Raw genomic sequence first — 12,873 nt, forward strand, 5'->3', positions numbered from 1 at the left:
TCTGCAAGAAGAGAGCGTGAAAAACGTTCTGCTTTTATCGCTTGCGCCCTCTTCAAGGGCTCCCAAGTGAAAGGGCAACAATCTCTAGTGTTGACTGTTAGGCACCATTCTCATGCCATACGCTTTCAGGTCATTGATCAGGTTATCCAGTTGGTTGTAGCGCTTTTGGTGAATGTGCTCCCAATTGGGACGTTCGATGTAGAGCTTGCCTTCTGCATCGGTTTGCAAGGGCGTACGCAGTATTTCCCGGCTGCTTGAACGATGAATCAATTCGGGCCAGTGCTGGTGATCTTTATCGAACAGGAACTGGCCGGTTTCGGGAAGTGTTTGCTCAAGTTGAGATTCGGTTAAGGGAGGCGTTTTAGGGCGTTTGCCGGGTATTTCTACTTCAAGCAAAAAGTCGTTTTTCAGAAAAGCGACGTTCGAGCCTATGAAGTCGGGTTTTCCAACATCCCCGCGGTCTACTGTTATGCCACGTTGTGATCCTGGCTTAACGTCTGCCACACGCAGTGAAATTGCGCCCTCCAGCTCTGCAAGTCCGGGCACGCCTTGATGGGCGTTGGCGTGGCTGTTACCGACCAGGGCGATCCACTTATGGCTACCTGTTTGTGCCTGGTGGTTGCGGATGATTTGGCTGGCACCGTAGCTAAATAATGTCGTGCGCGCGTTATCAGCCGAACCTTCGATACCTTTGGTGTAGTAGCTTGCAACACAGTCGATGGCGATTATCCTCAGACCATGCTTTTGAGCGTTGTAGACCAGGTTGCTGAATGAGTAAGGGCTGCTCGCGTCAATGCTATAGCCGTTGTCCAGATCGCGAAGGAAGGTGTTAAGCCTGGGTGAAACCTGGCCTGTTTTCGAGAAAGCATCCAAATGCAGTTGGTGGAGATCCGCCTGTAAATGCTCCAGATACAACGTTTTTACGTCGTTTTTTTTAAACAGATCAAAATTATCAATGATCACCTGTTTACTTGAAACGGCCGAGTGTGTTTCTCCGATAATGAGCCCGGTGTATTTCTTATGAAGGGTTGTGAGTATTTCGGGCACACCGGTATCCGGCGCGAAGCCGGGTGAGGGTATACGTTGTTTTGCAGGCAAGTCTTTGAAGAATGCTTTCGCATCCTTGTACATTTTTAATTGCAACTGATGCGCATGAGATCGTGCACTCTCCAGAGAGTCGACACTGTAGCAGTAGTTAGTAAAGTCAATATCGTTATGGGTTGTCAGCCTGTCCAATGTGTCAGTGAATTCGGGGCTTGCAGCGTATTCGCTGTACCGAACCACGGGTGTATCCGGCAAAACCTCAGGCGTGTGCAGTTTTAAAGGTTGCCACAGCTTGGTTTTATCTGCTTGACGGTTTTTTACTTCCCAAACATCGCTGCTTGTATGGCGTCGTACTTTGTACGTGGAGCGGTGATCACCTGAGTTCAAATGCAAATACCAATGCCTTCCCAACCACCCTTTTTTAACTTCAAAGACACGGCCGTCCTGGAGAATAAAATGGTGAGTTGTGTGCGGATAAACACCTTTGCTGTCGGGTGTGCCTACGGCTCTAGTGACGGTGTAAATACCTTCGCGAGTAGGGCGGGTCCCATAAACATCAAGCGCTATGACCTCATACTTGTTTAATAATTGATGGACTGCCAGCGGTTGCTTGGCTGAGCCGGTTGTTGGAGCAGAGTCCCAGCGGCCATAAGCAATCTCAAGTGCGCGAGTGCGGTACAGCGCATCAGGCTGGCGTTTATCCAGCGCGTACCAGCTTTCGTTAAGGTTGTCGTATTGGCCATGATGCAGCTTGCCTGCGCTGTCCTTTAAGTAGTGACTGACCTGTTTGTTCGAGGGGTCGATGTGCTCATATACACCTGAGCCAAAGTGCCCGCCTGTGCGTAATGTCATGGCATCGGGGGACAGGGTACTGGCCGCTTCAGGGTTAAGACCTGAGCTGCGGGGTGTGGCCCGGTTGCGCAGGGATCGGCCAAAAACCATCGAGCCGGCAAAGTCTGAAGCGCCATCGGTGAGGTGAGCCAGCGAGTCTAAAAAATGCAGCATTGCTTCAAGCTTTTCATCACGTTCTAGCGCATCCATCCCGTCTGCCACACTGTAGATAAACCTCATTAACACCAGCGGTAGCATGATTTTGGTCGGCAGGACAAAGCTGATGATGTCAATCACAGTGAGTGCAACGTCTTTGGCGGTTTGCACATTGATTTCATAGGTAGAGGTTGACTGCTCATCGGCATTGCGGATTGCAAATTGCGCTTCTATGGCGTAAGCCGTTTTTTGAAAATGTTTACTGATGGACTGAAGGTTAATCTTCGCCGCCAGCAAATTATCTATCAGCAACGGTTTGATATAGGGCTGCTTGGCGGGTGTCACGCGGTTTAATACATAACTGCGCAGCGCATCAGAAGACAGAACGCGGCCCAGCTCGTTAAAGGAGTCGACTCTGCGAAACCAGACTTTATCCGGGGCGTTGGGCGTGTAACACAGCAGGCGCCTGGAAGGGGTTGCCGTTATGACCCAGACGCCCGGCAACGGGTAGCCTTTGAGCATGAGCTCATTCACCTTGATGCGATGGCCAGCCACCAGGGGTCGGTCTTTTTCAATGGGGTAGTTGCGCAGCTCTTCAACCCACGACACTTCCTCTGGCGACAGCGTGTTTTCGGTGTTGTCGGTGAGTTGAGCTTCAAGGAGGTCCAGGTTCAATTGCGCGTCGTTGAGCGCGACATAACGTTCCTGACGCCATTGGGCCTGGGCTGACTTGAAGTTAAGCGCGGGCTCGTAAAGCAGTGCATCCTCGATGGTTTTTTTATAGGTGGCACCAATATCCAGCGTTCTTACCAGAGCTTTGAGGTAGGCACTGGTCAGAAAGGGGTGACGCTTACGTTTGTCATCTTCAATTTGAGCCGTCAGGGCAAAAGTGATGTCGAGTTTCCCGACATTGTCCAGGGCCAGGTCGCTCAGGGTGCGTCGTGTTGTTTTGTAGGTGAACGTTGGGCCGGTGCGTCTAACAGAGTTCCCGGCTACATAGCCCGAGGTGCTAAAAGGATAAAACCCAGGGCTTGTGTTAAAGGCTTCGGTGGTCGCGATGATCACGTTGTCGGGGTCAATGTCTGCGTTGTGATCCTTTTGTATCTGTTGCCTGAGACGTGCTCTGGCGTAAGCCAGCAGGCTGTTTTTGCTGCCGCTGGCAAAAAATCCCTGGGTGTCGCGAGTTTGAGCGGCGAGTTGCGCTTGATAAAGCTGTTGGACGGCCATGCGCCACGCCTGTTTACGCGCCTCGGGCGCCTGTTTGAGCCACTCGGGTAACTGGTTTTCAAACAATCGGGTGTAGCGCGCTTTGAGAATGCCGGCCGGATCAAGGTAGAAACTGGCAGCGAGGGCTTTTTCAAGGTGTTCGCTCAGCGCATCGAGGTCGTACTCAACCTGCTCGGCACGAATGGTTTTCCACACCTCACGGAGGTTGAGCGCTTGTTGCTGGATTAACCCATCGACAAAATGGCTAAACACGTCGCCCTTGATTTCATGGTAACTGAGCTCTGTCAGGTCCAATGCGGCTGCGCGGTCTTTGACAGCGACATAACTTAGCAGCGCAGTACGTTGGTAAGGATCACCGAGCCTGGCCAGCAGTTCTTGACTCAAGGTGTGCAGAGACTCGAATTCCTCGAGGCCGCTGCCGGGGACGTAGAGCACGACCTTGGGCGACGTATCCCCCGATTCGGCTGCACTGTTGTCGACGATGGCCAGCAAGCCTTGGAAATAGATATTCGGAAAGGGTGGCCTTTTAAAATCGATCTCATACACCACTCGCGGCGAAGGCTCTTGGCTGTCCAGGCGCTGCCTGGCGGTCGGAAACGCTTGCAGTTGAGCGATTGCGGCATGGCCCTGTGCACTCAAAGTGTTATCAGCCAACCGAAGTTTGCTTTCTGTGACGAGCACGTTACGCAAGAACGTGTAGAACCAGTCCTTGGGACTTTGGTCTTGCAAATAACTCAATGGCGACTGCCAAAAATGCTCAAGTGCGGTCTCTACGTTCTGTTGAAGACGGAAGCAAATGTCATGAACAAATTCTTCGACGTGAACGATATCGATAACCGGGGCCACGTCTTCATCGGCCAGGGTATAGGGATGGTTGTAAACCCGGGTTGACCCCTGTACATACGTGGGGAATTGCCGGCTGGAAAAACTGAACTCAATGAGCTTGGTGATCGAATGGCTGAGGAGTGCAGGCGTTTGTCCAAGTGTGGCTGGAGCTTCAAGGTTTACATAGAGGTCATCGGTGCAACTGCCTTCAGGCAGACGCGAATGCTTGCTCATCAGGCGGTGATTCAACACCTCACGAAAACCCGGTTGTGCGTCAATCAGTTCGCTTAGTTGCTGTGCAGCCTGTTTAAGTTTGGCTATATGGTCCGTCATGTTGAATCTTCCTGTTGATCCGCAAATGGGCAGTGTTGCGCGCGGATGCATCAGGTAATCGCAAGTTCAAAGCGTAGTGGGCCTATATAAATATTTTTGTTGTAAATACATACAGGCAACATGCCCCGGTAGCTTTGTGCCATCGAGTCCATACCATTTTGTGCTGGTCTTTGAATAACGCTCTGCTCCTCGTCGGGAACAGGGCGTTTTTTACTGGAGACGAAGGCATATCTGCCAAAGACTGCTTAACTGCATCGAGTAATTTTCGGTCTGCTGATCACGGAGTACCGATTGGCAGTGCTGCTGATTCTTGAACTGCTAAAGGAAGGCTGTCATGAAAGCGCTCACCTACCAGGGCCCCGGTAAAAAACAATGGTCTGAAATCCCCACGCCTGTCGTCGATAAACCTACCGACGCCATAATCCGGATTTTGCACACCACCATTTGTGGCACCGACTTGCATATCCTCAAGGGCGATGTGCCTGAAGTGACGGCAGGTCGGGTGTTGGGGCATGAAGGCGTCGGCGTGGTTGAAGAGGTCGGCTCGGCGGTTCGCAACTTCAAAAAGGGTGATCACGTGCTGATCTCCTGTATTACTTCATGTGGCAGCTGTACCAATTGCCGTCGCCAAATGTATTCGCATTGTGCCGATGGCGGCTGGATTCTGGGCCATTTGATTGACGGCACCCAGGCGCAATATGTGCGCATTCCCCATGCCGACAACAGTTTGTATCCGGTCCCGGCAGGGGCCGATGAAGAAGCCTTGGTGATGCTCAGCGATATTTTGCCCACCGGGTTCGAGATCGGCGTTCTGGCAGGCAAGGTCAAGCCAGGCGATAGCGTCGTGATTGTCGGCGCCGGGCCGGTAGGCATGGCTGCGCTGCTGACGGCGCAGTTTTACTCACCGGCGACACTGATTGTGGTGGATGGTGATAGCAATCGCCTGGACGTTGCCAAGCGTTTTGGGGCAACCCATGTGATCGACATCAAGACCGAAAACGCCGTTGAGCGCATTCTTCAATTGACGGACGGGGTAGGGGTGGATGTCGCCATTGAGGCAGTGGGTATTCCCGCTTCATTCGACACGTGCCAGTCGGTGATCGCACCGGGTGGCACCATTGCTAACGTCGGGGTACATGGCAAAAGTGTTGAGTTGCACCTGGAAAAACTGTGGATCCAGAACGTTAATATCTCAACCGGTCTGGTGAATACCAACACCACCCCGATGCTGTTGAAAACACTGCAGTCGGGCAAGATCGATGCCGGGCAACTGATCACCCACCGCTTTGCGTTGAACGACATTCTCAAAGCCTATGAAGTGTTCGGTAATGCTGCCCAGGAAAAAGCCATGAAGGTCATCTTGACTCAATAATCAAGGCGGTGCGCCGTCAATATAAGCGGCTTTTATAGTGGCGGCGTTGACTTGAGTCAGTTGCTTCTAGCCCTCGGGTGATAACCTGTAAATTTATATAACTGACGTTCAGTTGATGTTTGATATCTGTCTGTTATTTATAATTTTTTTATCACTTGTCTGCCGTGCGAAGTTGTCTTTTTAGCGATCACAAAAAGCCGGGGGTGTGGTTTGACAGAAGCCATATCCACAACTATGGTCTTTGGCGGCAGAACCAACGTAACTGTCTCATTGATAATAGGGAAATATTCATATGAAGAAGCACATTCTGATGATTGGCGCAGCAAGCCTGCTGGCGATGTCGACACTGGCTCAGGCAGACGCCAAGAAGCCATTGGCGCAGTGGACTTGCGAAGATTTTCTGGCCGTCAATGAAAGCTTCCAGCCTGTCGCTGTCGGCCTGGGTGAAGCCGTTAACAAAAGTGGCAAGGTAGAAGACGCTGTGCTCGATGTTGATGGTGTGGCAAAAGTGACTCCTGAAGTCATCACTGCTTGCCAGCAAGACAAAAAAGCCACCTTCGTGCACAAAATCAAAGATGCCTGGAGCAAGGTCAAAAAAGACGTTTAACGTCTTTTCAGCCTGTACTTTCCCCAAGTACAGGCTGCACCCGCCTGTTAGCTTGAGCCCTTCACCTGCAAAAAACTCCCACATCCCACCTGAATTTCCTGAGCGACACGCCCTCTATATAAAGACCTGCTGCCTGGTGCGCAGGGGTGACGTAGTAGACTGCCTGCGTGTTATCTCTTTTTGTTGGGGAATCTTATGTTAATCAGGTCATTAGCCGAGCTTGACCGCATTCGTGACGAGTGCAAGTCCATGGTTACCAAGCGCTCCGCTGTGTCTGCGGGGGCTGCCGCCATTCCCGTTCCGGGGCTGGACCTTGGCACCGACGTGGCGCTGCTGGTCGAGATGCTGCCGGCGATCAACAGTAAATTCGGGCTGACCCCGCAGCAAATCGAGCAAATGGACTCGCGCTCCAAGCGCCTGGTGATCGTGGCGGTCAGCAGCATTGGCAGCGAAGCCATCGGCAAATTCATCAGCCGTACCCTGGTCATGTCGATGCTCAAGAAGATGGGCACCAAGGTGGCGACCAAGTCTGTGGTGCGCTTCGTCCCGTTTGTCGGGCAGGCGGTGGCGGCGGGCATCAGTTTTGGGGTCATGAAGATGGTCGGTAACGGGCATATCGACGATTGCTATGAAGTCTGTCGTCAAGCGTTGCTGGAGGAAGCCCGGCAATCGACGGTCATTGTTATCGGCCCCGAAACGGACGAGCAATGAGGCGGACTCAGCGCGCTGGCAACAAGATGTGACATTTGAGCGGGCGCGCATGAAGCGTTCGCTGGATTAATCGCGAACCGGATCGGCAAACTGCACTCCAACGCTCAGGCTTCCCTGAATTGGAGCAAACCATGATCAGTGCGCGACACAGTGCTTTTGGGCTCTTGCTGCTGGCCGCAATGGCCGCCCACGCGTCAGCCCAGGCTCAACCCGACATAGCCAACGGTGGTCATGCCCAACGACCGGCCACCGTGTTGCTGGCGCAGAACACGCTTACCCCCGGCGTGGCACCTTCCAACAACAACGCCATCCGGCGCATCAACCCAAACAGTCGACAAGGCACAGGCCCCGCTCCCGGTCTGATTCGCCCCGGTCAACCTGTGCCTCAAGGGCAAAGGCCGTCGCTTGAAAATGGCCAGATCGGCAACGGTTACCCGCGAAACCCACCCGTACCTCAAACCTTGCAGCCAACGGCACCCTCGGTACAGCCCAGGGATGCGCGTTAATCGAAAAAGGACTATCGGATGTTGAAAAAAACCGCATTGGCGACCTTTGTCGTCACCTCGATGTTTGCGCTGACGGCGAATGCCCAGACCGGGCAGGCGCAGACGTTCAAGTCTGAGTTGGGCCCCGTCACCGCCACACCTGTGGTGCAGGGGCTAGACCATCCCTGGGCGCTGGCGTTTTTGCCCGATAAAAAAGGCATGCTGGTCACTGAGCGCCCCGGCCACCTGCGTTGGGTGAGCCCTGAGGGCAAGCTGTCGGCACCGTTGGCGGGCGTGCCCAAGGTCTGGGCCAAAGGGCAGGGCGGTTTGCTGGATGTGGTCTTGTCCCCGGACTTTGCCAACGATCGACTGGTTTACCTGTCATTCGCTGAAGAGGGCCAGGACGGCAACGCAGGCACGGCGGTCGGGCGCGGGCGTTTGTCCGATGACATGAGTTCGCTGAGCGACTTCAAGGTGATTTTCCGTCAGGAGCCCAAGCTCTCAACCGGCAATCATTTTGGCTCACGGCTGGTCTTTGATCGAGACGGTTACCTGTTTATCGCGCTGGGCGAAAACAACCAGCGTTCCACTTCTCAAGACCTCGACAAGTTGCAGGGCAAAGTGGTGCGCATCTACCCGGACGGGCGCATCCCCGAGGACAACCCGTTTGTCGGGCAAAAAGGCGCCAGGCCCGAGATTTGGTCTTATGGCCACCGTAACCAGCAAGGCGCAGCCCTGAACCCCTGGACGGGCACACTCTGGACCCATGAGCACGGGCCAAAGGGCGGCGACGAAATCAACCTGATCGAACGTGGTCAAAACTACGGCTGGCCACTGGCGACTCACGGCATTGATTACTCATCGAAGCCGATTCCTGAGGCCAAGGGCAAAGTGGTCGAAGGGACGGTTGCGCCTTATCACGTGTGGGAGAAGTCGCCCGGGATCAGCGGGATGACATTTTATGATGGTGAGCGTTTCAAGCCTTGGCAGCACAACCTGTTTATCGGTGCCCTGGCGGACAAAGATGTGATCCGTCTACAGCTGGACGGGGACAAAGTAGTGCACGAGGAACGTCTGCTGGGTGGCTTGAAGGCGAGAATTCGTGATGTTCGCCAAGGGCCGGACGGTTACGTGTACGTATTGACCGATGAGGACAAAGGCGCGGTGTATCGCGTCGGCCTGGAGTAACCGAAGGGTCGGGCGAGCAGACGCATGCCTGCTCGCCTGAAGGCTTGCGTAGGGATTATTCAGCGGTCGCTTGCTTGATCTGTTTGGACGCGGACCAGATCCGGTAGCGCACTTCAACGCCCTTAGGGACGTAGAGCACAATCGGCAATTTGCTGTTGTAACGCAGCATGAAGCCATCGCCCACCACCGGCACAAAGTCGGGGTGCGGCTTGCCGTCAGGGCAGGCCATCATGGTGCTCAACGGGCCGCTGACCTTATCCAGGCGGTACATCGGATAGCCCCAGCCCTTGAGGGTTTTTTCTTGCAACTTGCCGGTCAGGCGTTGCTGGTTGCAGTCAACCTGAAGCGTCTTACCGGCAATGATCTGGACCTTGTAATCTTCTTCGTTCTTTTGCGATGGCAGGCGAATGACCTGACGAGTGAAACCCGCATCGGCTTTAGGGTAGGGGGCTACATCTTCCAGTTTGGCGGCGTTGGCCACGCTGCACAGCGTACTCAACGAGAGGGTCAGGGCCGCGCTGATAACGAGTGGTTTCATGCTGCTTCCTTTTTCGAACTTAAACATACGCATCCGTAAACACATTGCAGACGCACCGGGATGAGGCAATTTTTGCCATGAGCGGGAACAGGATGCAAATTGTGCCGTCATATAAAGCAGAATTTGCTGACAAGACATAATTGATACGTTGTGTCAGGACAATTGCTTCGCGCCAATGTCGAAGTGCCAGTAAACTGCGGTTTTTCCTCCGAATCATTTCTTTTTGAGGTTTTGCATGACACTCAGTCCTCTTGCGGGCAAACCGGCTCCAGCTCAATTGCTGGTCGATATTCCGCGACTGGTGACCGCTTACTACACCGGTCAACCCGATGCAGCGATTGCCACCCAGCGAGTCGCTTTTGGAACATCCGGGCACCGCGGCAGCTCGTTTGAGCTGAGCTTCAATGAGTGGCATGTGCTGGCAATCAGTCAGGCCATTTGCCTGTACCGCCAGTTCAAAGGGATCAATGGTCCGCTGTTTGTCGGTATCGACACCCACGCCTTGTCCACCCCTGCGGGTGCCAGCGCGCTGGAAGTTTTCGCTGCCAATGGTGTCGACACCATGATCGCTGCGAACGATGAATACACCCCGACGCCCGCCATTTCCCACGCCATTATTTGCTACAACCGTGGCCGCACTTCCGGGCTGGCTGATGGCGTGGTGATTACGCCTTCGCACAACCCGCCGGAAAGCGGCGGCTTCAAGTACAACCCGCCTAACGGCGGTCCGGCCGACACCGATGTCACCAAGTGGATCGAAGCCAAGGCCAACGAACTGCTGGCCGCCAAGCTCGCCGGTGTCAAACGCATCAGCTATGAGCAGGCGCTCAAAGCCAGCAACACGCACCGCCACGACTACCTGAACAGCTATGTCGCAGACCTCAAAAACGTCATCGACATGGACACCCTGCGCGGTGCCAACTTGCGTTTGGGCGTAGACCCGTTGGGCGGTGCCGGTGTGCGTTACTGGTCGGCAATCGGCGAGCACTACGGGTTGAACCTTGAAGTGGTCAACACCTCGGTCGATCCAACGTTCCGCTTTATGTGCGTGGACTGGGATGGCCGTATCCGCATGGACCCATCCTCCAGCCACGCAATGCAAGGGCTGATCGGCCTTAAAGAGCGTTTTGACGTGGCTTTCGCCTGTGACCCGGACCACGATCGCCATGGCATCGTGACCCCGTCTGGCGGCCTGTTGGCGCCTAACAACTACCTGGCGGTGGCCATTGACTACCTGTTCCAGAACCGTCCGCACTGGCGTGCTGATGCGGCGGTGGGTAAAACCGTGGTCAGCAGCGGTTTGATTGACCGTGTGGCTGCGCGTCTGGGTCGTCGCCTGTACGAAGTGCCGGTCGGCTTTAAATGGTTTGCCGATGGCCTGTTTGACGGCTCGCTGGGCTTTGGTGGTGAAGAAAGCGCCGGGGCTTCGTTCTTGCGTCTGGATGGCACGGTGTGGTCGACGGACAAGGACGGCTTGATCCCTGCGCTGCTGGCCGGCGAGATGACCGCTCGTACAGGCCGCGATCCTTCGCAGCTGTATCAGAAAATGACCGAAGACCTCGGTTTGCCGTTCTCGACCCGTGTCGACGCCAAAGCCACCCCGCAACAGAAAGCCCTGCTGGGCAAGCTGTCGCCGGAGCAAGTCAAGTCGACGACTTTGGCGGGCGAAGCGATTACCCAGATCCTCAGCCATGCACCGGGCAATAATCAGCCAATCGGTGGGCTCAAGGTAATGACCGAGAACGGCTGGTTTGCTGCACGCCCGTCGGGCACCGAAGACATCTACAAGATCTACGCTGAAAGCTTTGTCAGCGACGAGCACCTCGGCCGTCTGGTCGCAGAAGCTCAAGTGCTGGTTGATAACGCCATCGCGTAAGCATCAGTACCTGTAAAAAAGGCTGGCCCCGCAAGGGTCCAGCCTTTTTTACGGCCTGGAGCAGGCTCGTGCTACACCGCGCACGGTGCCTCAAGTTCCTGACACACGTCCACCCACTGGGCGTTCACCAGTTGTGCCATACGGGTCGGGCTGATGCGCACGGCCGAGTTCGTGGTGCCTGCGGCGGGCATGACTTCGCTGAACGCCTGCAGAGAAATATCGCAATACACCGGCAGATCAGTGGCCAGGCCGAATGGGCAGACGCCGCCCACCGGGTGGCTGGTCAGCGCAACCACCGTCTCGGCATCAAGCATCTTGGCCTTGCTGCCCAGTGCGTTCTTGATCTTCTTGTTATCAATACGCGCATCGCCACGGGCCACCAACAATACATTCTGCTCACCCACGCGAAAGGCCAGGGTCTTGGCAATTTGCCCCGGTTCAACGCCATGGGCTTCAGCCGCCAAGGCAACGGTCGCGGTGCTGGTGGCCAATTCGATGATGTGCAAGTCAGGGGCGTTGGCAGTGAAGAAAGCGCGTACGGATTCAAGGCTCATAAGGTTCTGCTCGCTGGGCAAAACCTCGAATCTAGTAAAGCCGGAGGCGCACTGTCAATGCGCCATCCGGTAGAGGCGGGTCAGATGTCCAGGACAATCTTGCCGAAATGCTGATTGGTTTCCTGGTATTTGAACGCGTCAACAATCTCGCTCAGCGGGAAGTGGCGATCAATAATCGGGCGCATGCCAGCGGCATTGATTGCACGGACCATGTCTTGTTGCTGAGTGCGGCTGCCAACCAGTACGCCTTGCAGGCGCACTTGCTTGACCAGCGCAGGCACGAAGTTCATGGCGCCCGAGACGCCGCTCAAGATACCGATCACCGAGATATGACCGGCCACGCGCACGGCAATCATCGACTGTTCAAGCGTTGATGGACCGCCGACTTCGATCACGTGGTCGACACCACGGCCGCCGGTCAATGCGCGTGCCGTTTCGCCCCAGTTCGCGTCTTTGCGGTAGTTGATCACGTGGTCCGCGCCCAGCGCTTTGAGGCGCTCGAGTTTTGCGTCACTGGAGGAGGTGGCGATCACGGTGGCACCGGCCATTTTGGCGAACTGCAGGGCGAAAATAGACACGCCACCCGTGCCTTGTACCAATACCGTATCGCCCGGTTTGAGCGAATCATCGGCCATCAGTGCGCGCCAGGCGGTTAGCCCGGCGGTGGTCAGTGTCGCGGCTTCTGCGTGGCTGTAGCCGACTGGGGCGAGGGTGAACGAGGTGGCCTTGGCGGTTACTTTCTCACGGGCATAACCGTCAATACCGTCACCCGGCACAGTGACGAAACCTTCAACCAGCGGCGTGCCGTCAATCCATTCAGGGAAGAAGGTGCTGACCACGGAGTCGCCAACCTTGAACTCGCTGACACCAGCGCCAACAGCAACCACTTCACCGGCGCCGTCGGCCATCGGGATGCGTTGTTCAGTCGGGCCCCACATGCCGCTCACGACCGCGAAGTCATGGTAGTTCAGTGAGTTGGCGTGCAGGCGCACGGTGATTTCGTCATTCGCCGGCGCGCGCACGTCGCTGCTGCCGACCACTACATTTTGATAGCCGCCGCCAGGTTGGACGAAAATGGTTTTGTTGCTCATGGGGCTTCCTCATGTTTTTACATTCCGCGAAATAA

The 12,873-nt window shown here is 55.2% G+C and carries 10 protein-coding genes; 6 read left to right on the forward strand and 4 right to left on the reverse strand.

What is annotated here, in order from left to right:
• Window positions 1-84 precede the first annotated feature (84 nt).
• Window positions 85-4,416 (reverse strand): membrane-targeted effector domain-containing toxin, encoded by a 4,332-nt coding sequence (locus TU84_RS14820; protein WP_048370135.1) that lies wholly within the window; start codon window positions 4,414-4,416, stop codon window positions 85-87.
• 334 nt (window positions 4,417-4,750) lie between these two features.
• Between TU84_RS14820 and TU84_RS14825 the strand changes: the two genes are divergently transcribed.
• The 5 genes from TU84_RS14825 (at window position 4,751) to TU84_RS14845 (ending at window position 8,779) form a co-directional block, all read left to right on the forward strand.
• Window positions 4,751-5,788, forward strand: coding sequence for a zinc-dependent alcohol dehydrogenase family protein (locus TU84_RS14825; protein ID WP_048370136.1), 1,038 nt, complete (start codon window positions 4,751-4,753; stop codon window positions 5,786-5,788).
• 292 nt (window positions 5,789-6,080) lie between these two features.
• Window positions 6,081-6,395 carry an acid-activated periplasmic chaperone HdeA gene (hdeA, locus tag TU84_RS14830; RefSeq protein ID WP_048370138.1) on the forward strand — a complete coding sequence of 105 codons (315 nt, stop codon included), beginning with the start codon at window positions 6,081-6,083 and terminating at the stop codon, window positions 6,393-6,395.
• A 249-nt stretch (window positions 6,396-6,644) separates the two neighbouring features.
• A complete protein-coding gene (locus TU84_RS14835) occupies window positions 6,645-7,106 on the forward strand; it encodes a hypothetical protein (protein ID WP_228392774.1) in 462 nt (153 codons plus the stop codon).
• Window positions 7,107-7,237: 131 nt separating this feature from the next.
• Complete coding sequence (locus tag TU84_RS14840; protein ID WP_048370142.1) at window positions 7,238-7,612, forward strand: hypothetical protein; 375 nt, start codon at window positions 7,238-7,240, stop codon at window positions 7,610-7,612.
• 60 nt (window positions 7,613-7,672) lie between these two features.
• On the forward strand, window positions 7,673-8,779 hold the full coding sequence (locus tag TU84_RS14845) for a PQQ-dependent sugar dehydrogenase (RefSeq protein ID WP_409348716.1): 1,107 nt from the start codon (window positions 7,673-7,675) through the stop codon (window positions 8,777-8,779).
• Window positions 8,780-8,834: 55 nt separating this feature from the next.
• On the opposite strand, the gene eco is transcribed toward TU84_RS14845, so the two are convergent.
• Window positions 8,835-9,317 (reverse strand): serine protease inhibitor ecotin, encoded by a 483-nt coding sequence (gene eco / locus TU84_RS14850; protein ID WP_048370392.1) that lies wholly within the window; start codon window positions 9,315-9,317, stop codon window positions 8,835-8,837.
• Between the two features lie 235 nt (window positions 9,318-9,552).
• Between eco and pgm the strand changes: the two genes are divergently transcribed.
• Complete coding sequence (pgm, locus tag TU84_RS14855) at window positions 9,553-11,193, forward strand: phosphoglucomutase (alpha-D-glucose-1,6-bisphosphate-dependent) (RefSeq protein WP_048370148.1); 1,641 nt, start codon at window positions 9,553-9,555, stop codon at window positions 11,191-11,193.
• Between the two features lie 71 nt (window positions 11,194-11,264).
• On the opposite strand, the gene TU84_RS14860 is transcribed toward pgm, so the two are convergent.
• Together TU84_RS14860 and TU84_RS14865 are read right to left on the reverse strand one after the other, a co-directional pair.
• The gene (locus TU84_RS14860) at window positions 11,265-11,747 is read right to left on the reverse strand and encodes a YbaK/EbsC family protein (protein ID WP_048370150.1); all 483 of its coding nucleotides are present in this window, start codon (window positions 11,745-11,747) and stop codon (window positions 11,265-11,267) included.
• A gap of 80 nt (window positions 11,748-11,827) precedes the next feature.
• A complete protein-coding gene (locus TU84_RS14865) occupies window positions 11,828-12,838 on the reverse strand; it encodes a zinc-dependent alcohol dehydrogenase family protein (protein WP_048370154.1) in 1,011 nt (336 codons plus the stop codon).
• Window positions 12,839-12,873 lie beyond the last annotated feature (35 nt).

Origin of the sequence: Pseudomonas helleri (genome assembly GCF_001043025.1) — a bacterium.
In the GTDB taxonomy this organism is placed as follows: domain Bacteria; phylum Pseudomonadota; class Gammaproteobacteria; order Pseudomonadales; family Pseudomonadaceae; genus Aquipseudomonas; species Aquipseudomonas helleri.